General features: G+C 62.6%; 13 protein-coding genes, 1 tRNA gene and 1 CRISPR repeat array. Of the genes, 10 read left to right on the forward strand and 4 right to left on the reverse strand.

Features of this window, described 5'->3' with window-relative positions; translation table 11 throughout:
• The first annotated feature begins 292 nt into the window (after nt 1–292).
• From BUS42_RS32660 to BUS42_RS32695, 7 genes are all read left to right on the forward strand, one after another.
• Nucleotides 293–1,771 (forward strand): DUF1570 domain-containing protein, encoded by a 1,479-nt coding sequence (locus BUS42_RS32660; protein ID WP_254053940.1) that lies wholly within the window; start codon nt 293–295, stop codon nt 1,769–1,771.
• A gap of 107 nt (nt 1,772–1,878) precedes the next feature.
• A tRNA-Pro gene (locus tag BUS42_RS32665) sits at nt 1,879–1,953 on the forward strand.
• Between the two features lie 998 nt (nt 1,954–2,951).
• Nucleotides 2,952–5,324 carry a type I-G CRISPR-associated helicase/endonuclease Cas3g gene (gene cas3 / locus BUS42_RS32670; protein WP_074314107.1) on the forward strand — a complete coding sequence of 791 codons (2,373 nt, stop codon included), beginning with the start codon at nt 2,952–2,954 and terminating at the stop codon, nt 5,322–5,324.
• Nucleotides 5,312–7,576, forward strand: a complete 2,265-nt coding sequence (gene csx17, locus BUS42_RS32675) for a type I-G CRISPR-associated protein Cas8g1/Csx17 (protein WP_254053941.1) — start codon at nt 5,312–5,314, stop codon at nt 7,574–7,576. The genes cas3 and csx17 overlap by 13 nt, the downstream gene beginning before the upstream one ends.
• Entirely contained in the window at nt 7,573–8,667 is a 1,095-nt protein-coding gene (gene cas7u, locus BUS42_RS32680) for a type I-G CRISPR-associated RAMP protein Csb1/Cas7g (RefSeq protein WP_074314109.1), read from the forward strand. The genes csx17 and cas7u overlap by 4 nt, the downstream gene beginning before the upstream one ends.
• A 6-nt stretch (nt 8,668–8,673) precedes the next feature.
• A complete protein-coding gene (csb2, locus tag BUS42_RS32685) occupies nt 8,674–10,275 on the forward strand; it encodes a type I-G CRISPR-associated protein Csb2 (RefSeq protein WP_074314111.1) in 1,602 nt (533 codons plus the stop codon).
• 528 nt (nt 10,276–10,803) lie between these two features.
• A CRISPR array of direct repeats spans nt 10,804–13,694; the repeat unit is 37 nt; unit sequence GTCATCCACGGCTTCCGAGCCGTGGCCCCATTGAAGC.
• 221 nt (nt 13,695–13,915) lie between these two features.
• The gene (locus BUS42_RS32695; RefSeq protein WP_074314115.1) at nt 13,916–15,439 is read left to right on the forward strand and encodes a hypothetical protein; all 1,524 of its coding nucleotides are present in this window, start codon (nt 13,916–13,918) and stop codon (nt 15,437–15,439) included.
• Between the two features lie 373 nt (nt 15,440–15,812).
• Here BUS42_RS32695 and BUS42_RS32700 read toward each other — a convergent pair whose 3' ends face one another.
• Nucleotides 15,813–16,046 (reverse strand): hypothetical protein, encoded by a 234-nt coding sequence (locus tag BUS42_RS32700; protein WP_074314117.1) that lies wholly within the window; start codon nt 16,044–16,046, stop codon nt 15,813–15,815.
• A gap of 49 nt (nt 16,047–16,095) precedes the next feature.
• Nucleotides 16,096–16,836: an IS1096 element passenger TnpR family protein gene (locus BUS42_RS32705; protein ID WP_074314119.1), complete on the reverse strand. Its 741-nt coding sequence runs from the start codon at nt 16,834–16,836 to the stop codon at nt 16,096–16,098.
• Nucleotides 16,837–17,529: 693 nt separating this feature from the next.
• Between BUS42_RS32705 and BUS42_RS32715 the strand changes: the two genes are divergently transcribed.
• From BUS42_RS32715 to BUS42_RS32730, 3 genes are all read left to right on the forward strand, one after another.
• Nucleotides 17,530–21,786: a DUF1592 domain-containing protein gene (locus BUS42_RS32715; RefSeq protein ID WP_083670900.1), complete on the forward strand. Its 4,257-nt coding sequence runs from the start codon at nt 17,530–17,532 to the stop codon at nt 21,784–21,786.
• Nucleotides 21,787–21,824: 38 nt separating this feature from the next.
• Nucleotides 21,825–23,129, forward strand: a complete 1,305-nt coding sequence (locus tag BUS42_RS32720) for a DUF1552 domain-containing protein (RefSeq protein ID WP_074314125.1) — start codon at nt 21,825–21,827, stop codon at nt 23,127–23,129.
• Between the two features lie 1,097 nt (nt 23,130–24,226).
• Nucleotides 24,227–24,532 carry a hypothetical protein gene (locus BUS42_RS32730; RefSeq protein ID WP_074314129.1) on the forward strand — a complete coding sequence of 102 codons (306 nt, stop codon included), beginning with the start codon at nt 24,227–24,229 and terminating at the stop codon, nt 24,530–24,532.
• 235 nt (nt 24,533–24,767) lie between these two features.
• Here BUS42_RS32730 and BUS42_RS32735 read toward each other — a convergent pair whose 3' ends face one another.
• Nucleotides 24,768–24,983, reverse strand: coding sequence for an anti-sigma factor (locus BUS42_RS32735; RefSeq protein WP_074314131.1), 216 nt, complete (start codon nt 24,981–24,983; stop codon nt 24,768–24,770).
• Nucleotides 24,984–24,987: 4 nt separating this feature from the next.
• Nucleotides 24,988–25,557: an RNA polymerase sigma factor gene (locus tag BUS42_RS32740; RefSeq protein WP_254053942.1), complete on the reverse strand. Its 570-nt coding sequence runs from the start codon at nt 25,555–25,557 to the stop codon at nt 24,988–24,990.
• Between the last annotated feature and the right edge of the window lie 6 nt (nt 25,558–25,563).

A 25,563-nucleotide genomic window follows, 5' to 3' on the forward strand; every position in this document is an offset into this window, starting at 1 on the left:
CGTTCCCCACGTTGCTACGGATTTTGAACTTAGCATGGCGTGAGCGACCCTGTCTGTTCGACTTTGCCGATCCGGTTGCATTGGCCGCGAGGAAGTTGCCGATGTTTTCGATGCGGGACGATCCCAATTCGTAAGCCAACCCGAGTTCTCCACGCGGTAGGAACGCTCTCGCGTGGTGTGCATTTGTTTATGATGTTTCGGTTCGCCGCTCCCGGCTTGATGCAGGTGACCAATGCGCAGATCCGGAACGGAGTCGAAGTCGCGAAGTCGTCGGGAAGCCTGTTCCCGCGGATTGTTTCCCTTTCTCGTTGCGATCCTCGCGGGGATGGGGCTAAGCGGCTGGTTGACGGTCGGTTCTTTGGTTCGCGCAGACTTGGTCTATTTCGCCAACGGGGCGGAAGCCCAGGTGCCGGTGACGACTGAGGGGGCGAGCGTTCGCGTCGACCTTCCCGGTCGATCCTTTGAATTCCTCAAGGAGGATTTTCGAGCGATCGTACCGGGCCATTGGCCGGAACGTGAGTGGAAGGCAAGAGAAGCCGTTGCACTCACCGGCGGAGCCGAAGCACGATCCGCGGCCGCGTGGTGGGCGCTCGAGAACGGCCTCACTCCGCAGGCCGAATCGATGCTTAAAGCCGCTCATGAGGCGGATCCGACCCACCAACCGACCGCGCGAATGGTCGCGGTCCTGGCTTCGCTGGCGAAACCGTGCCCGGACCCCGACCTCGAGCCACTCCTCCGTGCTCTCGGCGGTGCAAGTGAGGTGGTCCGCGGTCCGCATGTCGTCCTGATCCATCAGCACACGGCCGAAGAGGCCGCCGAACGGGTCGATCTTCTCGAGCGGGTCGTCACCACCTACTACCTGCTGTTCGCGGCCCAGGACATCGACCTTGCGGTACCGGCTCATCGGTTGGCCTCGGCCTACTTCTTGGAGCACAAGGATTACCTCGAGTATCTTCGCACGGAGCACTTGGAGGCGTTCCGTTCGACCCGAGGATATTATCACCCGACCTTGAATGCCGTTCTCGCGTATGACGCGCGGAGCTCGGGGGCTTTGAAACAATCGTGGGAGCCGCTTGCGGCCAGGCAGCGAGAACTCGCAATTTGGAAGACGACCCTTGAGCGCCTTCCCAACGACCGTCGCTTGGTGATTCAGCTTCGCGGCGAATTCTCTCGGACGATGAGCCGGGGGCAGGCTCGGAAATACCTTGAGGGACTTGAGCGTGACCTCCGTCGCCGCCAACTCCTTCTCGAACTCGATCGTCGTTCCATCGACCTCGGGACCGCGGCGCACGAAATGGTGCACCAGCTTGTCGCCTCAAGCCGGCTCGCGCCCCACCACGACGATTTCCCTCTCTGGCTCCACGAGGGCTTCGCCGCCCAGTTCGAGGTGATCCGCGGCGGCCGCTGGGCAGGCGTCGGTCGTGCCCACGACTTGCGCTTACCCGATTGGCGAGCGATCCCCCGGCGCACCTCCCTGCCGCTCCTTATCGAAGACCAAGGCTTCGGACGCGGCTACCAGCGCGACTCCTACGCCCAAGCCTGGGCCCTGGTCTTTTTCCTTCGCAAAGAACGACCCCAGCAGTTCCTCACCTTCCTGGACCTACTCCGTGCCCCGGACACCACCGAAGCCCCTCGTTCCAAACAGCGCTCCGCAGCCGCATTTCGCCAGGCCTTCGGGGCCAATCTCGAAGACCTCCAAACCGACTGGCAGCGCTACGTCGACAGCCTGAAAACACCACTCGAGGAGAGTCGTAAGCCAGGAGTTCGATGATTCTTCGCCTGGATTTCCAGAGCCCGATTGACAGATCGAGTTCGTCTGCTATGATTCTCTTCTACACGACGCGACTGCAAAACGACTGAGATAAAAAGAGAATTAGACGGGGCGTAGCTCAGCATGGCTAGAGCGCACGGTTCGGGACCGTGAGGTCGGAGGTTCAAATCCTCTCGCCCCGACTTTTCCGATAGATTACTGAATCTTCGGTTGAACATTGTTGCTTTCTTCGATAGCATCACTCTGATTCGTCTAAGAACCCGGTTTTCTACCGGGTTCTTTTTTTATTTCGAAGAACCGCAGTGCATTCCCGCCGGTTGCGTTCGGACGCCGGCGCTGGCCAAGTGGTTGATGCCCTCACTGGCGTAGACCGTGTCTGCCAAAGTAGGGCATGCTCCTGAATCGCGATGTGAAGTGCAACCGCCTGGCCAAGCCATCTCGTGATGGCCGGCCTACGTATTGCCACATCCACGAGCGGTTCGTGGCCTCATGGCGTCTCCTTCTCATGGATCGCGTCTGGATGGCGTCACAGGCGGCAAGCCACTGTTGCTGCCTGACGTGACGTGTCAAATCTAAACAACGACCCGCCATCGAGCTAAGATTCCCCCTCGTTCCCACGGTCCTCCGTGGGAATGCCGTCCCCGACGCTCCGCGTCGTCTGGCCCTCGCAAGCCGAGGACGGAGAGCGTTCCAGACTGCATTCCCACGGGGGACCGTGGGAACGAGGAGCGAGAGCCTTCCTAACCCTGTATCGGGTCGTTGAATCTAAACGAGCCTGACTCGCTTGCCGGCCGGTAGAGCGAGCCGATCCTCGTTCGGCGAAACTCGCGGGACGTCAACCGAGTTCCGATTGGCTCGATCCGCCATGTGATTGTCTTCGTCAACCTTCCAGTGGTTTACACGACCACCTACGGCTGGTTTGTCATATTGAGAAATTAGCAATAGTGGTGTCTATGTAGATGGTATGGCATCGCTGCAGTGATTAATTCACGGTGTTTTTTTGTCGACTATCCCGGACCGGCCTGGTACGACTGCACATCCGCCTTCATGACATCGTCGACCAGGAAGGGATCAGGTCGTGTTCGTGCCGCTTTGCAAACGGTGCGTGGGCCTGATCGAGACAATCTCGCGGCCGATCGAGTCGTAGGTTGCGAGGGATGCGGTCATCGTAAGCTGGACCATGACATTTGATAAATTGTTCAAGCAAGCGACTGGTAATTCACCCTATCCTTATCAACGTCGCCTGGCCACCGCTCCGGAGTTGGCGGAGCTGGTCCGCGTGCCGACTGGGGCGGGTAAGACGGCCGGTGCCGTGCTCGCCTGGCTCTGGAGGCGATTCTACGCCGAGGATAAGGTGCGGCGGGCGACCCCGCGCCGGCTGGTTTATTGTCTGCCGATGCGGGTACTGGTCGAGCAGTCGATTCGCGAGGCGGAGAAATGGCTCCGCGAACTCAAACACGACCGGACCAAGATCAGCGTCCTCATGGGAGGCGCCGAGTCTGACGACTGGTACCTCGAGCCGGAACGCTCCGCGATCCTCATTGGCACCCAGGATATGTTGCTGTCACGGGCACTTAACCGAGGGTATGCCGCGAGCCGCTTCCACTGGCCGATCGACTTCGGGTTGCTGAATAACGACTGCCTCTGGGTGTTCGACGAGCCGCAACTGATGGGTAACGGGGTTTCCACCTCAGCGCAACTGGCGGGGTTGCGGGCCGCGCTGGGCATGGTTGCCCCCTGCTCGTCGCTCTGGATGTCGGCTACCCTGGAACCGAGCTGGCTCGACACCGTGGATTTCGCCAAGCAACCGCGTGGCCCCTCGCTCGAGCTCCAGTCAGACGACTTTGACCCGAAATGGCCCCTGAATCAGCGGATGACCGCCGAGAAGACTTTACAGCCCCTGGGCATTATGGCGACCAGGGACGGGAAAGATGTGGCCCAGCAGGTCGTCAAGAACCACCTTACCGGCACCCAAACGCTGGTGGTGCTCAACACCGTGGACCGGGCGAAAGAGGTCTATAAGTCGATTAAGAAAGATAAGTCGGCGCCGACGAATGTGCTCCTCGTCCACTCGCGTTTTCGTCAAAGCGATCGAAAGCGATTAAACGAAGAACTTATGGAACCGGCGAAGGACCGTATCATCGTCGCCACTCAAGTTGTGGAGGCGGGTGTTGATATTTCAGTTCAAACGCTTATCACCGAGTTGGCCCCCTGGTCGAGCCTTGTTCAGCGCATCGGCCGTTGCAACCGCACGGGAGTAGACGGCCCGGGTCGCGTCTTCTGGATTGACCTCGATTCCGACAAGCTAGGCGCCCCGTACGAGCCCCCTGCCCTTCGGTTTGCCCGCGAACAATTAGTCAAGCTTATAGGTCAGGATGTCTCGCCGAAAGCACTCGACGTATTTAAGAATCACGAGTCGATCACCCTGGACTTCGTTCCCACCCACGTCCTGCGCCGTCGCGACTTGCTCGACCTGTTCGATACGACGCCCGACCTGTCGGGTAACGACATTGACGTTGCACCCTACATCCGCGGCGATGAGAAAGACAGCGACGTTCAAGTCTACTGGCGGAAGGTTGGCTCTCCTTTTCCGGAAAAAGACGCGAAGGTTCCGAACCGCCTCGAACTCTGTCGCGTGCCGATCGGAGCGTTCCGAACATTCCTCAGGAAAGAGAAAAAAGGCAAGAGGCCGGCGGCCTATTTGTGGGACCACCTCGACGGAGCGTGGCGGCAAATTCGCGAGTCCGAGCGAGAGGTACACCCCGGGATGACAGTCCTCCTGCCGGCTGTCGCGGGGGGCTACTCGACGAAGCTTGGTTGGGACGAAGATTCCTCGGAGGCCGTCGAACCGGTGGAACTCGACGATGAGGAACGACCACTCGAGGAGGCCGTCGGCGACGACCTGAACTCTTGCGGGCCGGAATACACGATCGCCGAGCATACGGAGCACGTTTGCTCTCAGCTTGATGAGTTCTTGAGTGGACTCGGCGACTTGCCGGACGGCTGGTCGGCCCATTTGAGGCGTGCGGCCCGCTGGCATGACCTCGGTAAGGCTCACGACGTGTTCCAAGGCGGCGTGAGGAAGGCCAATCCCTCGCTTGATTCCCAGAAGCTCTGGGCGAAGTCGGGCAGATCCGGGCGACTGAGCTACGACCGCCCTCACTTCCGGCATGAGCTCGCCTCGGCGCTGGCCGCACTCCAGCACGGCTTGCCATTCGAGGTGGTCTACCTGATTGCCGCCCATCATGGCAAGGTCCGGTTGAGTATTCGCTCGCTGCCGGACGAGAGACCACCCGACCAACCGGGCAGACTCTTCGCCCAAGGAGTCCATGACGGCGACACACTCACCGACGTTGACCTTGGCGACGAGAAGTGTCCGGGGCTGAAGCTCGACCTCTCGCCGATGCAACTCGGCGGCGCGACCAGTTGGACGGCCCAGGCGCTGGCGCTCCGCGATGCGATCGGCCCGTTCCGCCTCGCCTACATGGAGGCGCTGTTGCGCTCCGCCGACCTGCTTGCGAGCAAGGAAGAGCGGAAAGGATGGAAGGCGTGAACGTCATTGACTTACCCGGCTGCAAGCCCGAGCCGCTGATGAGCTACTTGAAGGCCCTCGGTGTGTTTCGTCTCGTGGTCGAACAGGCCGATCCGACGGCCAGCATGGTCTGGCACGGCGGCGTCTGCCGGTTACTGACTACGCTCGACCGCGAGGGACTGATTGACTTCTTCGCGAATCAATACAGCCCAACCCCGATCATCGGCCCCTGGGGTGCCCGTTCCGGGTTCTATCCCGGTTCGTCGGAATCGTCGGCCCGCGAAGCCCTGAACCAGATCGTCGCCGGCGCCGCAGCGTACCCGCGACTTGCCCCGTTTCGCGACGTGATCGAGGCGGTCCGTGACCTCCTGCGGGCGAACGGGATGACCGAGAAGGTTCGCGACGATGACAAATTGACGTTGATGCGGCTCTGCCGAAACAACCTTCCTGACGCCCTGCTGCCCTGGCTCGACGCGGTGTTCATCTTGACCGGCGATTCCCGCAGGTTTCCCCCGCTCCTCGGCACGGGAGGCAACGAAGGGAGCGGAAGTTATGTCTCCATATTCGCCCAGTTGGTGGCATCGCTCCTGGTCGACGCGACTGATCCGGCAGGGGTGGTCGACGCCCTTTTCGGTGGATTCAGCGCAACGCTCGACGGGATCTCGGTCGGCCACTTCAGTCCCGGGGCGATTGGCGGCCCGAACTCGTCCCAGGGCTTCGACGGCGGAGGCGGTGCGAATCCCTGGGACTACCTCCTGGCGATCGAAGGCACGTTGATGTTCGCCGGCGCCACCTCGCGGCGCCTTGGGAGCGATACGGCCGGCAAGGCCGGCTTCCCCTTCTGCGTCGAGCCGATCGCCGTCGGTTATGCCTCCGAATCCGACAAGGAAGCGGAGAGCGGAACCCGCGCCGAGTTGTGGCTTCCCCTCTGGTGGAACCAGCCGGTGACCCTCGCCGAGTTGACATACTTGTTCACCGAGGGCCGCGTCCAGTTCGGCAGGCGTCAGGCCAGGAACACCATCGAATTTGCCCTGGCAATCAACCTCCTGGGGGTAAGTCGGGGCATCGATGCGTTCGTTCGCTACGCGTTCGTGATGCGCAACGGTCTTTCGTACTTCGCGGTCCCCCTCGGCCGCGTTCCGGTCACCCTGAAGCCAGCGGCCAACCTGTTTCAGGATTCCAACCTGACACAATGGCTCAACAAGTTCCGTTTGGCCTGCCGCGATACTGAAAAGACCCCGGCGCGATACCGGACCGCCCTTCGACAAATCGACCAGGCGATTTATGCGTTCTCCACGGGGAGTGAGTCCGACCCACGCGGACTCAACGACGTCCTCCGCGCTCTGGGCCGCGCCGAGCGGGCCCTCTCAACTGGTCGGCGATTCTGCGAAGACGAAAAGCTTCGCCCACTTCAGCAACTCTCGTCCGAGTGGCTCGAACAGGCCGACGATCAGAGTCCGGAATTTCGGCTTGCGGTCGCACTCTCCGGAATCGAAGCGAGCGGCAAGGTGGGCTCATTTCGCGTTTTCCTTGAATCCATGGAGGAAATGAGAGAGAGTTCATTTCAATGGTCCAAGGATAAGAACAAGACGGCCGTTTGGTCGAACCGCCCGCTCACCGCCAACCTCGCGGCGATGTTCCTCCGCCGGCAGATGGAAGCGTTCCGCGACGGCCAGATCGGAATCCCGTTGCGGTCACCCCGTTTCGCAAAACTCGAGGATGTCGTTGCATTTTTGCACGAAACATTTGATGACGACAAATTCGCGGACCTCATCTGGGGCCTCGTGGCCATCAATTGGTCGAAAGTGACTCGAATCGATGGTGTCGAATCGGGTGAGGATGCGGCGGTTCCGTTCGATTTTGGCGTGCCCCGACTCCTCGTCGAGCCCTGGTCAGTTAAGTCGGTTCGTGTCCCTCGACGCCTCATCGAGCCGTGGGGTACCCGCCCGACCGGCTTTCCGTTGCGATGGAAGCTGACCAAGGGCGGCGAGCCGAACGCTGTGCTCGACCCCGACGTCTTCCAGGTCCTTGCTTCCGGTCAAGCCGACGCGATCGGTCAGTGCGTGGATCGCGCGGCGCGGCGATTGAAGGCGGGTGGCCGGCTCGTCGCTGGTTCACGCAACCGCCGCCTGGCTGGCCGTTCTCTCGCTGTCAGCTCCTCGTTTCGAGCCGACCGGCTCCTCGCCGCCATGATGTTCCCGCTCTCCCAACCCGACCTTGAGACGGTGGCCAACACCGTGCTCTACCCACCCGAATCGGATGATACGTTATGAGCTTTGATGATGTTTTGAATAACGCTCCACGCATCCTGATCGAGGCCCACCTCAAGCCGGTCGCCGGCACCCGGATCCAGCCGACCGGGTTCCCGGACCTGGGCGCGGCGCAATATGATGCCCCGGACGACAAAGGCGGCCTCGTCAAGATGCTTCTCGTCGAGTCGGCCCAGTCGATGGCCAACCGGCTCGAGGCCGTCTGCTGGGATGAGGCCACCGACGACATCGCCCCCGAACTGACCGGACTGCCGTTCGTCGCGGTCAAGCTTTCCGGACTCGGTAATGGCACCGACATGACGAGCAGTCTGCTCGAATTCCACCGACTCAACTCTCCCTATATCATGAACGGAACCAGGGATGACGGGAGCGTGTTTGCCGACGTGATCAGGAAAGCGCTTGGGTTAGGATCGGTGCCGGGAAAAAAGACGTCGAAAAAGGGGGCCGATGCCGCGCCCACCGAGGAAACGACCGGCGAGAAGGAGCGTGTCGAAGTTGCCGGCGTGGTCAACCTCCGTAAGTTAGCGTCCGTCTGCTTCCAGTATGACCCGAATTCGCTGGTCCATGGCGTCTTCCTCGAGAAGATCGCCGGCCGGTTGCGCCATCCTCGGGCGCTCTCCGCGTTCATCGAGGCGAGCGGAGTCGAACGCGCCGACAGTGGCGGCGTCAAGTTCGACCGAGTCTTGCCCAGCCCCAAGGTCGGCGGCGTCGACTCCGCGGGGGGATATGGTAACGTGCCGTTCCATCGCTCCGAGTACACCGCGCGATCGATCACCGCGTTCTTCTCGCTCGACCTGGCCCAGATCCGTGGTTACGGCCTCCCCGCCGAGGCGACCAAGCTTCTCAAGGTCCTTGCGCTCTGGAAGGTCCGCCGGTTCCTCGACTCCAACATGCGGCTCCGAACCGCCTGCGAACTCGAGGTCGACGAGAAGGCCGGTGGCATCGAAGTGGTCCGCCCCGAGGACTTCGCGCTCCCTTCGACCAAGGAACTCGCGAAGGAGCTCACCGATCTCATCAAGAAGTGCAAACCGCATTTCGCCAACCCCACCAAGACGGTCCTGACCTGGAACAAGCCGGTCAGCTCGAAGGAGTGAGCGCTGATGCCCGTCACATTGACGCTGAATCTCCCGGCCGGTCGATACCACGCAACCCCCTGGGGCCGCCACGTCAACGAAGGTGCCCCTGAGTGGCCGCCCTCTCCCTGGCGACTCTTGCGGGCCCTCGTCGCCGTCTGGAGGCGGACTTGCCCGGATCTCTCGGAGGAGCAAGTCAGGCGCGTGCTCGAACCCTTGCTCCCCCCGCCGAGCTTCCAACTCCCGGCGTCACGAGTCGCCCACACCCGGCACTATATGCCGCGGGGGAAGGCCGGACCGGACGACCGCACTCTGGTCTTCGATACGTTCGTCGCCATCGACCGCACCCAGCCACTCGTCATCGGCTGGCCGGACGTTGAGCTCCCCCCCGGCGACCGGGCCGTGCTCGCCCAGCTCGTCGCAAACCTGACTTCCCTTGGTCGAGCGGAGAGCTGGGCCCATCTCGAGCTGTCGACTTCGACGCCCGACCGCTGGAACTGCCTCCCCGCCGAGCCGTCCGACCCCAACCCGGTGGCCGTGTTCTGCCCCGACCCGACCACCGCGTTCGGAAATGAATGTTATCCTGTTCACACGGCAAAAATGCTCAAGAATGGGTTCAAGCCGGGAGACCTCCTCTTCGACTCCCCGCGCTGGCATCTTTGCCTCGACACGCAAACGATCCACGATCGGCAATGGCCTCAAGTGCCCGGAGCGAAATGGGTGAACTACTCGATCCGACCCACGCATCAGGAACGGGATCCGCGCGCCAACGTCCCGCACCGCCCGCCGGCAACCTTCGTGCGGTTCGCCCTCGACGGCCCGGTTTTGCCCCTCGTCACCGACACGATACGACTCGCCGAGCAAGTGCGGGTGCAGCTCTTGCGCCGTTGCAAGTGGCTCCATAAACCCGACGATCCCCGACTCGCCGTCGCCGACCTCACGACGATCACCCCGGCGTTCTGGGGAAAGGACGAGGATCGCAAACCCCTTACCGGACACCGTCACGCCTTTTTCCTCCCGGTGGATGAGGACGGCGACGGCGCTATCGACCACGTCGCCGTTTACGCACCGATGGGTTTCAGTCGCCTGGAGCTTCAAGCGATCGACCGTCTCCGTCGGCTCCAGTACGGCGATCACGAATTGTCATTTGTCGTCATTGGCCTGGGTGCTCCCGAGGACTTTGCCCGCTCTCGGCTCCTGGGCCCGGCGACGACCTGGGAATCCGCGACCCCGTTCGTCGTGACCCGCCACCTCAAGCGCCGGGGCCGCAACCGCGACCCGCTCGAATGGACCCAAGGCCCCGACGGTCACGCCTCCTTCGTTCGCGAAGTCCTCAAAGAGGAACTGGCCCGTCGCGCCGAGATTGACCCGGAAAAGTTCCTTGGCGCCACGATCGAGCCCTCGCCCTCGGGCAATTGCGGGATCGGGCCGCGGCATATCCGTCCCCTGGAGTTTTACTTGAGCCGTCTCAAGGAAGGTGGCGATGGCGAGCGTCGTCCCCGAGGTCATTTCCGAATCCGCTTCCCGCACCCGGTCTCGGGCCCGATCGCCCTCGGGCACTCCTGTCACTTCGGTCTCGGCCTTTTCCTCCCGAGGCTTTTGACCTCTGACGACTGCCCCGCTCCATAAACCTCAACCGACCCGGAAGGGAAGTCGGGGCGGCGAAGCCATTCTTAGGCCACGATCGCCGCCTGTTTCATCCCGACCCTTCTCCATCGTGCTCCAGGTCTCCGCCCGATCGAAATCCAACGAGCATCCGGCCGGACTCCCCACCGCCTCTGGCGATTCCCCCCCGAATTCGGACTGGCCAGCCCTTCCCGCCCCTCGCCACGCGACCCGCCGCTTGTTCGCTGGTAACCGGATGATTTGGGCGTCCCGAGCGAGTAACCTCCTTCGTAGGCTTCGGTGCCTGACCACCCGCGAGCACGAGGATCGTGAAATCCGCGCCGGCTCCGGGATCGTCTTCAAGCTCTTTGACAATAAGGATTTAAGCGTGAAAATGCCGCCCTAGCCCCTCTCGCAAACGATAAGTCGTTTCACCTCATGCCTTTCGGGCAACAAGGCTCGCCCTCGTGTGCGAGCGAGCAACCCAAGAAGAGTCACCTCTCGCAAGATCCCCACTAACTCGCTACACTACGAGAGGTTAGGTCCCCGGCCGTCATCCACGGCTTCCGAGCCGTGGCCCCATTGAAGCCCCGCCGTCCACCTCTCCCTAGCCCCTCCACGCCGTGTCATCCACGGCTTCCGAGCCGTGGCCCCATTGAAGCAATCTCCCCTTTGGCCTCATGAACAGTCTTGTCCATCGTCATCCACGGCTTCCGAGCCGTGGCCCCATTGAAGCTTCCGCTTCGCCACCGCCCGCGCCGCGTCCTCGCGTCATCCACGGCTTCCGAGCCGTGGCCCCATTGAAGCCGTAACGCGGACAGTTCTTCCGTCGTCACTTCGATTCGTCATCCACGGCTTCCGAGCCGTGGCCCCATTGAAGCCGCAGCTTCCTCGCTCTGGCCAGTCCATGTAAAAACTTGTCATCCACGGCTTCCGAGCCGTGGCCCCATTGAAGCACCGCGGTCGATGTCCGGGTGATGCTTGCGGAGTGGGTCATCCACGGCTTCCGAGCCGTGGCCCCATTGAAGCGCGGCCTCGTTAGCGAGGATCCGATCGACGATCATCCGTCATCCACGGCTTCCGAGCCGTGGCCCCATTGAAGCGTCTTCGCCGGTGATCGGATTCATGTACATGCCGAGTCATCCACGGCTTCCGAGCCGTGGCCCCATTGAAGCCATGCCCGCGCGATGGCGAACCTGCCTGCTGAGAACGTCATCCACGGCTTCCGAGCCGTGGCCCCATTGAAGCGGCATTACCCTCCCCTCGAATCTGCGCGATCGTCGTCATCCACGGCTTCCGAGCCGTGGCCCCATTGAAGCGCCATGTGCGACGTTCGACCAGAACTCGGCATTGAGTCATCCACGGCTTCCGAGCCGTGGCCCCATTGAAGCGCGTTGACACGGAAAAACAAGCTTCGCCGGCACAGTCATCCACGGCTTCCGAGCCGTGGCCCCATTGAAGCGCCACGGCCGGACCGATCGCCGATTGGGTGAGTCATCTCGTCATCCACGGCTTCCGAGCCGTGGCCCCATTGAAGCGGGCCGAAGTGTAACCAGAGCCACCGTTGGTGACCGTCGTCATCCACGGCTTCCGAGCCGTGGCCCCATTGAAGCAGGGCCGCCTCAAGTTCGGGCGTTAACTCGCCATCGGGTCATCCACGGCTTCCGAGCCGTGGCCCCATTGAAGCAACGACTTGATTTCGACGGTGGACTTGTCGCCGGACTGTCATCCACGGCTTCCGAGCCGTGGCCCCATTGAAGCGCCTCTTGCCGCTCGAAGCACTCGCCCGCGATCCAGGTCATCCACGGCTTCCGAGCCGTGGCCCCATTGAAGCCTCAAAAATAAAATCATGGTTGCCTGCGACCGAAACGAGTCATCCACGGCTTCCGAGCCGTGGCCCCATTGAAGCGTAGCCATCCTCATCAGCGACGTTCCACGTCTTCTTGGTCATCCACGGCTTCCGAGCCGTGGCCCCATTGAAGCGATTTCCAGGGGGTTTTGCAGTCCGTCAATCCTTCGGGTCATCCACGGCTTCCGAGCCGTGGCCCCATTGAAGCGCGAATGCCAATGCGATCTGGGACAACGGTTCGCGTCATCCACGGCTTCCGAGCCGTGGCCCCATTGAAGCTCGGCGTGAACGATGCGGCTCTTGGCGGCCTCGGCGGTCATCCACGGCTTCCGAGCCGTGGCCCCATTGAAGCTCCACATAGGCGGCCACGACGTAGCGATCGTTGCCGAAGTCATCCACGGCTTCCGAGCCGTGGCCCCATTGAAGCGTCATGCCGCCGCTCCCGGTGGAGCCGGCGGGCAGTCATCCACGGCTTCCGAGCCGTGGCCCCATTGAAGCATTGACGGCAAAGAGAAGCCCTATGGAGAGATCGGTGAGTCATCCACGGCTTCCGAGCCGTGGCCCCATTGAAGCTGTGCAAGTCTCAAGATACGTGATTGGCTGTTTGCCGTCATCCACGGCTTCCGAGCCGTGGCCCCATTGAAGCTCGCAGTGCGGCACATGAACGCCGTCGCGAATGAGAGTCATCCACGGCTTCCGAGCCGTGGCCCCATTGAAGCTCGAGCCACCGCCTCATGCGAGTGACGCTGATTGAACGTCATCCACGGCTTCCGAGCCGTGGCCCCATTGAAGCATCTCTACCGATCAACCGGACATGCTCGCGTCTGACGTCATCCACGGCTTCCGAGCCGTGGCCCCATTGAAGCCTGTGCCCTCCCGGCGCGAACCTACCAGCCGATCGCGTCATCCACGGCTTCCGAGCCGTGGCCCCATTGAAGCCTTGCCTTCTGGCAGCCTGAACCTGACCCTGAACCGGTCATCCACGGCTTCCGAGCCGTGGCCCCATTGAAGCATATCCTCCGGAGGGACAGCAGCCCCAACGGCAGCCGTCATCCACGGCTTCCGAGCCGTGGCCCCATTGAAGCCTTACCTGGGACGGTTCGCCCCTGGCATACTCGACGTCATCCACGGCTTCCGAGCCGCGGCCCCATTGAAGCTTTCATTTGTGCGGTATTGCGGGATTGCATTCCGCAGTCATCCACGGCTTCCGAGCCGTGGCCCCATTGAAGCCGATCGGTTGAGGCGAGACTGGTGCGTGAGGGGGATGTCATCCACGGCTTCCGAGCCGTGGCCCCATTGAAGCTAGAGGCGGGCCTTACGGTTGGTCTCTTCGGCGGAGTCATCCACGGCTTCCGAGCCGTGGCCCCATTGAAGCTTGGCTTCCTTGCCGAACCCGACGACATTGAGCAAGGTCATCCACTGCTTCCGAGCTGTGGCCCCATTGAAGCTCCACCGACCAGATCTTCTTCTTCCAGGACGAACTGGTTATCCACGGCTTCTGAGCCGTGGCCCCATTGAAGCTCGATCCCCACCCGCTTCCCTGCCTCCTTGACGCGTGTCATCCACGGCTTCCGAGCCGTGGCCCCATTGAAGTGCGCGGTCGAACAAGGACTGTACGCCTTCGCTGATCGGAAGAGAATGACTCGTCCCAGGTATCAGGACAAATGACTTGCGAGTTTGTGACGGAGATCTGACGCATCCTGCGATGTATGAGTGGGGGGAATGCTTAGGCATGATGCCGACTGGGGTCGATTTATGGATTGACCTGAGCGACGATTGATCGACGAAGATCTACATCAATGAAGGGGGCGAGTGATGAGCTTCTTGGGGCGTCGGATTCAGATCGGGGACGAGGACCGGTCTCGGGTCGCCGAGCGATCGGGGAAACGGGGCTTGAAGCCCTGGGGCGAGGTTTTGGAAGGTCGCCTGCTGCTGTCGGCGGACGGAGGAGCGATCAAGGCGCGCGGCGGCTTCCAGATCTTGGAATTCCAGGGGGTACCGTTCGGTCATGACGTCGGTACGGGATTCTCCGGTGAGACGCTGGCCGACTTCTCCAAGTGGCCCCAGAGTACGGCAGGCGACTTCAATGTCACCATCGACTGGGGCGACAATTCGGCGCCGACATCCGGCACGGTCGGTCGATACTCCTTCACGAACGACTTCGATGTCGAAGGCGACCACGCGTACGCGCAGACTGGGAACTACACGATTACCGTCACGATCAAGGACAGTGACGGCCACACTGCCATCGTGAACGACCAGGCCACCATCAAGGCCGGGCCGCTCGCTTCGACGCCGACGGACGTCAACACTGTCGTCGGCAGTGAGTTCGGTTCACACACGCTCGGTCAATTCTACGACGCGCGGGGGCTCCAGGAGCCCGACGGCTACCAAGTGACGATCGACTGGGGTGACGGCACCACGTCCGCCGGCAGTCTTGAGCGTCTGCTTTACCCCGGCGGGAACGCGCCCTACCTGAAATCTTACGGAATCGAAGGAAGCCACACCTATCAAAACAATGGGCATTTCGCAATCACCGTTTCAATCACGGACAACGACGGCCACTCGACGACCCTGACGTCTCAGGCCACCGTTGCTCTGGAGAACGTCAAGTATCCGACCCCTGTGCTGTTCCCGACCACGGGTACGGCGCTGACCAACGTGCAAGTCGCGACCCTGGACTTCCCCGGGCCGTTCAGAACGGCGGGGGTCGTCGAGGCGACGATCGACTGGGGTGACGGAACACCCCCAACGCAGGGCCAACTTGCATTCCTGGTCCCGACCTCACTCAACGGCGGGCCGCCGGTCATGTTTGTCAGCGGGAACCATACCTACGCCCAGGCCGGTTCTTATGCGATCCGAGTCACGGTGACCAAGGACGATGGCGCGACTCTCGTGGCCGTCGGCCCCGCTTATGCCCTCGTCAGTGATCCGATCATGGTCAGCCCTCTGCTGCCGCCCTCGGATCCTCCCGCCGAATCGCCGCCCGTGGTGGTCGGTCACCCGGTAACACTTGGGCCTGCTCAAACCGTCCCACCGCCGGCACCGCCGGCACCGTTGGTCGCGACTCCCCCCCAAATCGCGCCCCTGCCGAGCCCGTATCCCCCAACCGAGCCTGTCGTGAAGGCAATTCGGCATCATAAGCCGGTACGTCAAGATCTCCGGCACGATTCCCCCGCTCATCGCTCGCCTGCTCCGAACCACGACCACGTGCCTGTCACTGTCGTGACGGCGATCCGGCATCGCAACGCGGTCCTTCAACAGCACGGGGCCGTCGTTCGGCACGCGTCTCTCGCCGTTGGCCATGGTCACGCTCGAAGAATTCGCCCCAGTTCGTAGGCCGGAACGACGGCGCGGATCGATTCCGGGCGCGATGGATCGCGCCCTTGTTGGGACAATTTGCCCCGGCTGAGCGCCGGGATGCGGGAGAGCGTCGATTGATCGGGAACCGCCCCCGTTCGCGCTGGGCGATCAGGAAGGACCGATGCCGGTCCGCTTGTCCGAGGCCAAGGCGATCCCGCCAGCCATGAAGCCCGGGAGAACCTCAGCCCGTAAATCTTCATGACATGTTAAACGGGTTAAAATCGACATCGTTTGGTGTCGATAGGTCGTGCTAGTTTTTTTGTGTGGAAAGATGAAACCTTATGGATTGTCTTGTCCTTGTCTGTCAAGTCGACCGACTGGTCCTCGCTGACCTCTGCGCAAGCGACGATCACGTTTCGGTTTGAAACTCGTCCTCCGGAGGAGTGATGTGCTCCCAGTGGCCATTCTGGTGCAACCAGATGGGGTCGGCGTTCTTGACGATGTATTCATCAATGGGCATACCATCGATCGTCTGGGGTCGCGGGACTCGCACTTGCTTGCCGTTCATGAAAACCATCATGTACTTGCGCTTCCGTTCGCGTCGCGCTCGTTTTGCCGCGGCCGTGAGTTTGCGTTTCGACATGGCTTCCCAATACTTTTGGGCTCGAATCCAGGACCCGTCCTCGCCTTCGCTATTCGTCGCGAGATTGCGACGGCGACTTGCCCACTCGCTTGATGACACGCGGGTAAGTGACGGTCGGGATGGCTTGTTCAATCCGATCCACCTGGACCTTGTGATACCAGTTATCGCCGAAGTCGAACCAGTAGCCGAAGACGCGTTCCGGCTTCAGGCCCAGGTCGTCCAGTTTCGTTGTACGGGCGTCGCCGTATCCCTTCTTGCTTTTCTGTGGGCGGGGCAGTCCGTAGTTGGGCCCGGTCGGATCGTGCGGGCGTTTGCCGAACTGGAATTCGTAGGCACGTTCGTCTGATCGGTCGTATGCCTTGAAAATGGCGTGATGGAGGTCTTCGAGTGTCTGGTCGCCGCGGATTTCAATCACTCGCCAGAAAACCTTGTTGGCAGTTTTCTCACTGATCGGGCCACTCAAAATGAAGGTCGAGATGACGTATAAGTGTGCCGGTGGGGCGGCTTTGACGACCGGCCGCGACGGCGCCGGGCTTTTTTTCGCGGGCTTGCGACTGTTCCACGACGGGATCTCGTCCTCCGGAATCAGGATCTGAATCGAACGAGACTGTCCTGGGTGGCGTAGGATCAACCCTCTCTTCTCAAGCATCTTCACCATCTGATTCACCGACGGCGGAGCCACGCACATGGCCGCGGCGATCTCGGTCTCGGCAGGCGGGTATCCGTGCTGACTGATGTAGGCGCGAATAAAGGCCAGATAGCGGCCCTGGGTTGGTGTGAAGTCGGCCATGACGTCTGTTCCATCGTGAATGCAAAGCGACTTTTGGATTCCCAGTCGACTCGGGGGCTTGCCTCGACGTTCAATCGGGATCGCCAGGCGGGCGAGTGCGCCTTGGCACTCGGCCCCGGGGGATCGTGGGGGCAGTGAGTTCAGTTTTCAATGAATATGAAGTCTCGGCTTTGCGCGAGCCGTAACATAAGAGGATATCCGACGAGCGACCACGAGGCAAAACGCTCGCAAACCGGCTTGTGGTTGTGTGATTTTGTTCACTGACTGTCTTCGACCCGCCACTTGAACGCGTTCTCGGCGGAATTTTCAGCACAATTCGACGATCCGCCGCAGGAGTTCGGATAGGGCACTCCGCCCTTCCCGCTCGATCCCGTGCGGGAATCCGGTTGATCGGGCCTGGCGAAGCGTGCGATCCTTGAGCGAAATCGACTTCGTGGCGCTCTCCTTGAATGGGGGAATGTCCCCAAGCACCAAGGCCCCGGCTGAGACGCCCCTGACTAACCGAGATCCCCGAGGGGCGACGAGCGACTGCTTCCCATCGGCCGGCCTTGTTTGTAAGATGTTTAACTCGAGCCACGGGTCAAAGCACGATCGCCGATCCTGCTCATCCGTTCCCTTTCGAAGTTGGTCGTTCAGATTCCGGACGCCTCGGGTCAGGCGGTCGGGCGGTCGAGGGCACGGGAGTAATTGGGCATGGGCGCCAGACACGCATTGGTCCTCCTTTTGATTCTGCTGAGCTTCGCGCCCCCTGCCCTCGGGTTCGGCGACGCGCCGCCCGCGTTGGAACAGGTCTCGAAGGAATTCGAGGGGGCCGTGCTCCCGCTGGTGAAGCGGTACTGCCTTGAGTGTCACTCGGCGGAGGAACAGGAAGGGGACCTCGACCTCGAACGATTCACCAAGCTCGACCAGGTGCGGAACGCCCCGCGCGTCTGGCAGCGAGTCGCCGAGATGCTCGATAACGGCGAGATGCCGCCCAAAGAGGCTGATCAGCCGGACGCCGGCGAACGCGCCCGGTTGCGGGGGTGGGTGCGGGGCTTTCTCACGGCCGAGGCGATCCGGCGGGCCGGCGACCCGGGACGAGTGGTCCTCAGACGGCTGAATAACGCCGAATACACATACACGCTCCGCGATCTGACGGGCGTCGCGACGCTCGAACCGGCCCGTGAGTTCCCCGTCGATGGGGCGGCGGGCGAGGGGTTCACGAACACGGGCAATGCGCTGGTGATGTCGCCTTCGCTCGTCACCAAGTATCTGGATGCGGCGAAAGGGGTTGCCGGCCATGCGGTCCTGTTGCCCGACGGCTTTCGGTTCTCCCCTGGGGCCACCCCACGCGACTGGACCGAGGAGACGCTGACCAAGATCCGCGACTTCTATCGCGAGTACACCGACCCTCGCAGCGGCGGCGAACAAGTCAACTTGCAGGGGATCGTCTTCGACACCAACCAAGGCGGACGCCTGCCGCTTGATCGCTACTTCGCCGCGACGATCGCCGAGCGTTCCTCGTTGATTTCGGGGGCCAAGAGCATCGAGACCGTTGCGAGCGAAAGCGGGCTGAATGCGAAATATCTGGGCATCCTCTGGCGAAGCCTTTCGAGCTCGACGCCGTCGCTTCTGCTTGGCGGGCTTCAGGCGCGTTGGCGGGTCGCCACGCTTGAAAATGTCCCCGCTCTCGTCGCCGAGGTCGCTGCCTGGCAGCAGGGGCTCTGGAAGTTCTCCAGCGTCGGCCACATCGGCAAGCTGGGTGGTCCCAAGGCCTGGATGGAGCCGGTCAGCCCCTTGAACGCGAAGCAGGAGGTGCGGTTCAAGGTGCCCTCCTCGCCCGACGGCAACGACGTGACGCTCTCGCTGGTTGCGACCGACGCGGGGGACGGCAACGAGCACGACTTCGTCGTTTGGCGGCAGCCGAGGCTTGTCGCGCCCGGCCGCCCGGATCTTCCATTGCGGGACGTCCGGCGGGTCGCCAGCGACCTGGCGACGAGGCGCGAGCGGCTCTTCGCCGATACCACGGAATATCTCGATGCGTCGGCCAAAGTCGAGGCGACTCGAGGCCGGGTCGACCTTGAGGAGCTGGCCCTTGGACGCGGTCTCGATCCGGTCGCGCTCCGGGCCTGGCTCGACTACTTGGGCATCGTGCCGGCCGAAGCCTTGACCCTGACCGGCCACTTCACCGACAAGCTCACCCGAGGCGGGGGCCACGACTTCATCAATGGCTGGGGCCGTAACGAGACGCCGCAACTCTTGACCAACTCCTCCGACCAGCACGTTCGGATTCCCGGCAACATGAAGCCGCACGGGGTTGCGGTTCACCCGTCCCCGACCCTTCGCACGGCCGTTGGCTGGCTCAGCCCCGTGATGACCACGGTGCGTGTTGAAGCCACGGTCAGGCATGCCCACCCCGAATGCGGGAACGGCGTGACCTGGTCGCTCGAACTCCGCCGCGGCTCGAGACGACGTCGGCTTGCCGCCGGTATTGCGCAAGGGGACCAAGAACGGAAAGTCGACCCGATCGAGAGGCTTGCCATCCAGCCCGGCGACCTCCTCGCCCTCGCGATTGGCGCTCGTGACGGGAATCACTCTTGCGACCTGACCGCGATCGACCTGCGAATCGTCGAGACGGGCGAAACCGGTCGGACCTGGGATCTCGCCGCCGACGTCTCGAGCGACGTCCTGGCCGGCAACCCGCACGCGGACCGCCTGGGCCATCCGGGGGTCTGGCACTTCTACACCGAGCCCGACAAGGGCGGAACCGAAGCGGATGCGGTGATCCCCGCCGAGTCGGTCCTGGCCAGGTGGCAGGCCGCGAAGTCGGACGACGAGAAGCACCGGCTCGCCGCCGAGACGCAGCGGCTGATTCGCTCGGGCACGCCCGCCTCGAAGGCTGGTCCCGACGCCACGCTCTACCGACAACTCCGGTCGCTCGGCGGGCCGTTGCTTGGCACGATCCTTCGCACACGACCCGAGGTTGAGCCCGGGCTGGCGACGATCAAGCCAGACTGGGGACTCGACGAATCGAGGTTCGGCAAGCACCCGAACGGGAAGGCCATCGACGCCGGCGACCTCTGCGTTCAGGCTCCAACCGTGATCTCGTTTCGGCTCCCGGCCGAGCTTGCCGAAGGGGCCGAATTGGTCACGACCGGGACGCTCGAAGCAACGACGGGTGCGGAAGGGAGCGTCCAGTTCAACGTGGTTGCCGGGCCGCCGCCCACCGTCACCGGGCTGAATCCGAGCGGTCTGAAGGTGACTCTTGCCGCCGGACCTTGGACCTCGGATAACCGGCGGGCATCATCCACTTCGCCGATCGTCGTCAACGACGGGAGCGCGAGCCGGAAGCGGATTGAGGCCGCCCTTGATGACTTTCGCAACCTGTTCCCCGCCGCGCTCTGCTACAACAAGATCGTGCCGGTCGATGAAGTCGTTACGCTCACGCTGTTCCATCGCGAGGATGGCCACCTCGCGCGGCTGATGCTCGACGACGCGGCGAAGGCCAAGCTCGACCGCCTCTGGGACGAGCTCCATTTCATCAGCGGCGACGCCTTGACCCTCGTGGACGCCTTCGCCCAGTTGATGGAATATGCCTCGCAGGACGCGGACCCCAAGGTCTTCGAACCGCTCCGCCAGCCGATCAACGACCGAGCGGATGCCTACCGGCGGCGACTGGTTGCGGTTGAGCCCACGCAGGTCGGCACACTCCTCGACTTCGCCGCCCGCGCCTACCGTCGCGCATTGACCGAAGCTGAGGCGAGCCAGTTGCTTGGTCTCTACAAAGGACTGAGGGCGCAGGAGATCCCCCATGAGGAGGCGTTCCGCATGACGCTCGCCCGGGTCCTGGTCGCGCCGGCGTTCCTCTACCGGGCCGAGAAGCCGGTGCCGGGGGCGGGGCAAGGTCCGGTCTCGAACGAGGAGTTGGCCACGCGTCTGAGTTACTTCCTCTGGTCGTCGCAGCCTGACCGCGAGTTGCGTACGCTTGCCGAGTCGGGCAAGCTCACCGACCCCAAGACGCTCGCGAGCCAGGCTCGGCGGATGCTCCGGGACGACAAGGCCCGGCGGTTGGCGACCGAGTTCGCCTGCCAGTGGCTCCACATCGCCGACTTCGACCAGCTTGACGAGAAGAGTGAGCGTCACTTCCCCACGTTCCTCGGGCTCCGAGGCGCGATGTACGAGGAGTCGGTCCGGTTCTTTACCGACCTCTTCCGGAACGACGGCTCGATTCTCGACATCCTCGACGCCGATCATACCTTCCTGAACGGCCCGCTGGCCGAGCACTACGGCATCCCGTTGGAGAAGAAGCCAGGAGTGGCCGGCAAGTCCGAGGACTGGCGCCGGGTGGACGGCATCAAGCAATTTGGCCGGCGCGGGGTGCTCGGCCAGGCGACGGTCCTGGCCAAGCAGTCCGGCGCTTCCCGGACCAGCCCGACCCTCCGAGGCGACTGGATCAGCGAGGTCCTCCTTGGCGAACGCCTGCCACGCCCCCCCAAGGGCATTCCGCTCCTGCCGGACGACGAAGCGGGAGCCGACGGTCTGAGCGTCCGCCAACTCGTCGAGCAGCACGCCAGCAACCCGAAGTGCATCGTCTGCCATGAACGGATTGACCCGCTCGGATTCTCACTCGAAGGCTTCGATGCGATCGGCCGCCGCCGCGATAAGGACCTGGGGGGTCGGCCGATTGACGCCCGATCCAAGGCCAAGGACGGGACGCAATTCGAGGGCCTTGAGGGGCTCACGGATTATCTCCTGACCGTGCGCCGCGAGTCCTTCCTGAATCAAGCCTGCCGCAAGTTACTCGGCTTCGCCCTGGGACGCTCGATCCAGCTTTCGGACGCGACGCTCCTGGCCGACATGCAGGCCGCCCTGAAGACGAACGATTACCGCGTCGGCTCCGCGATCGAGGTGATCGTCCTGAGCCGGCAGTTCCGCGAGATCCGCGGACGCGAGACCGCGGACACGGATTGAAGAATTTCCACCCCTCAATGAGACCGGAGTTGACCCGGATGACGACCCACCGATTCAGTCGCCGAACCATGCTCCGAGGACTCGGCGTGTCGATGGCCCTCCCCTGGCTCGAGTCGCGCCCCGTCTGGGGCGACGAGCCGGCCGGCAAGGCCGGTTCGAGCGAGGCCCCCGTCCGGCTGGCGGTCCTGTTCGCGGGCAACGGGTTCCACAGCAAGGAGTGGTGGGCCAAAGGGGCCGGCAAGAGCATGGAGCTGGGCCAGGTGCTCGCCCCATTGAACGACTTCCGTGAGAAGATGCTCTTCGTCCAGGGCCTGTATAACGAGCAGGCGCTGAAGGGGAACATCCATAGCTCGCAGACCGGGAACCTCCTCTCCGGCTCGCCGCTCGCTTCCGGCGGCGAGATCCGCTCGGGGACGAGCGTCGACCAGTGGCTCGCCGCAACCTACGGCCGCTCGACCAAGGTCCCTAGCCTGGTGCTCGGCTGCGAGAAGTCGAACCCATCAGTCCACAAGAATTATTCGATGCTTTATAGCTCGCATATCTCGTGGACCTCGCCGACGACCCCGACGCCCCTCGAGCTCTATCCCGCCCTGGCGTTCGACCGGCTGTTCAAGGATGAAGTCCGCCGCGGCGACAAGAGCGTGCTCGACGCCGTGCTCGAAGACGCCAACGACCTTCGCCGCCAGGTCAGCACGACCGACCAGCTCAAGCTTGACGAGTACCTCGAATCGGTTCGCGACGTGGAGCGGAGAATCGAGGGGGCGGGCAAGCGCGGCGAGCTTCAAGGCTGGCGGCCGACGCTCGACAAGCCCAACATCCCCCGGCCCCCCGAGGGGATCCCTCAAGATATCGCCGACCATATGCGGCTGATGTGCGACATCCTGGTGCTCGGCTTCCAGACCGATACCACCCGGATCACGACGCTCAAGTTGAACAACGACCACTCGTCGCTCCGCTTCCCGAACCTGGGCGTGGATTACATGATCCACCACCTGCTTTCGCACTCCGACACGGCCGACTGGTTGAAGGTGAATCAGTTCTTCGTCGGCCAGCTCGCTTACATCGCCCGCAAGCTCGATGCGATCCAGGAGGGAGAACGCACCGCGCTCGATAACTCGATGCTGATGTTCTGCTCGAGCATGATGAGCGGCGGCCACGACGCCACGCAATTGCCCGTGGTGATGCTGGGCCGGGCCGGCGGCAAGATCGAGACCGGCCGGGTCCTCGACTACCGCAAGGAATCGAACCGGCAGATGTGCCGGCTCTACCTCTCGATGATGGAGAAGATGGACGTCCGGCTCGACCGCTTCGGTGACGCCACCGAGCCGCTCCGTGAGATCTGATCATGCGTTGCGTTTTCGTGGCGGGGTCACCAGGAGCTGACCCTGCCCCGCATCGGCCCCGGCAGCACGCTCATCAGGCACAATGTGTTCATCAAGAACGATGCGCGCAGTCCCGATGGGGACCGACCCAATATGCTGGTCGGTGGTTTTCCCGCCAGTGGCCCCGGCTCGGCCGACCTGTAGGAGATCTACGGCAATTTCATCTGCCACAACCCGCGTGAATCGCTCCTGCAGGCTTCGGGCCGAGTCGCGATCCATGACAACGTGTTCGTTGATGATACTGCGCCGAGTCATGCGGCGATCACGCTACGCGATCACGATTCACCGCTGAAACAGGCGTATGTTTACAAAAACACGATCTGCTCGTCGATGCGTGGAATCCAGATCCCAAGCCCGGCGTCCGAGGATCACAACGAGATCCCGGTATCCTTGCTAAAGTCTCATTTCCCCAGGGCGATTCTCGAGGTGGCTAACCCACTCGTGAACCATCCGTATCGACAGACGTATGTCGAACCAACGTTCGCGTGCGTCGCACGGTGTGTCGTGCCCACCAAATCGGTTATCGCAGAATGAGCGACGGGCCGCCGGTCGTTCCCAGGAAGGGTTGTACGGTTGGTCCTTTGGGGTGGTTGTGGCTTTCGGTATTCAAAGGTGGGTGGATGGTTGCCCCTCTGAAGCATGCTGTGGATACTAGGGTGAGTCAGAAAAGTGACGCACGCATTTTGCAACTCCGAAGGGGCGACTGTACATCGCCAGGGGCGCAAGCCCCTGGGGACAATCGACATATTTATGTTTTGCAGCTCCGAAGGGGCGACCGTCCGAGTCGGACACTACGTTTGACGGTCGCCCCCTTCGGGGCTGCAAACGAAACGGATTCGGATTTAAGCATATTTTGTTTCCAGGGGCTTGCGCCCCTCGCAATGAACGGTCACCCCTTCGAAGCTACAAGGGAAATGAACCCTCTGACCAAGCGTCCCTCGGGTGCATAACTTTTCTGACCCTCGATAGGGGGCGATGAATCGCGACGAATTGAAGTAAGTCGTATCCGAATTCGGTGAGAGGTTTCGGCCCGCGAAAAGCCTCTCGGGGACCAGCACATGGATCGATCCCTCCTTCAAGGCCGGTTTGCCACCTTCACCTCCTGGAGGAATCAACACCGGCGATCCGTCCCGACACCGGTCGGCGAAACCGACCTCTATGAGGCTTGCAGTTCGCTCATCGCCGAGAGCCGCCGGAGCCGTATCGAGCGGGACAAGTTGTGGGCTGCCGCCATTGCGGAGTTGTCGCGATCGCACGGTTATTGCCGTTCCTTGCTCAGTGTTGCCACGACCCGCCTCATCGCTCAAGAACGCGACCGGCCCGATCCGGGAGACCCGCACGCGGATCGGAAGCCGATACTCTAGACATGATCAGATGTCAGCAGCGGCGATCAGAGCGATCCCCTTGCGGAAACGGCGAATTCCATTGAATTCCCCTGGGGCCGCGGGCGGGTTGCCCTCCCCAACGGGGATTGGGATATGATCAAATCGGCGATCCGGTCAAGAACGACCCAGAGCCGACGTCAAGGGTCGCTCGCGAGGGGAACCGAGACGGGACAGCAGCAAAGCTTGGGCCTCCCGTTCCGGTGTTGACGCTCGCTCAAGCCGGGTCCGACGGGGGGGGCGACTGGGACGACACCTCTTCCTTCGGGGGACAATGCCCCTGGCCATCATCCAGGAGGCTGTCGAGGTTCCGGATCAGGCGAGCGACGCGAGCGGCCAATCCCGGATCGTCCGCGATCAATCGCTCGAGCCGCGCACGACGCGGGCCGTCCAGCCGGCCGAGGGCGTAATCCAGCAGCTCGGTGGGGTCCATGGCATCATGACCTCTTTGCCCGCTCGGCCATTTCACGGAGCTGAGCGATGGCGCCATGCAGCCGCGACTTGACCGTGCCGAGGGGGATTCCCAGCAGTCCGACGATCTCGGCATAGCTCAGCCCCTGATAATAGGCGAGCAAGAGCACCTGCCGCAGTGGTTCGGAGAGCCGGGCCACGCTCTCGCGGACCCATTCTTGGCGTTCCCGTCCCTGCAATTCCTCGAGCGGTCCGGGCGCAGCACTGGCCAGCAATTCGAGCAGGGATCCGGGATCGACCTCCTCGACCGCCGCTGCACACGGTCCGTCGATCCGGATCGTCGGCAGCTTCCGGGATCGTCGCAGCGCATCGACTGCGCAGTGGATGGCGATCGCGTACAGCCAGGGCCGGGCCGGTAAGCCGTCTCGGTACAGGTCGCATTTTCTGTGGACCCGGAGGAAGGTGTCCTGGAGCACGTCTTCAGCGAGCGCCAGATCACCAAGGTAACGGGCGAGGTAGCGACTCAACTCGTCGGAGTAGCGGACGACGAGCGCGGTGAAATCCTCCGATCGACGAGCGTCTCGATAGCGACCCAAGAGGTC

The organism is Singulisphaera sp. GP187, from assembly GCF_900129635.1.
Taxonomy (GTDB): Bacteria; Planctomycetota; Planctomycetia; order Isosphaerales; family Isosphaeraceae; genus Singulisphaera.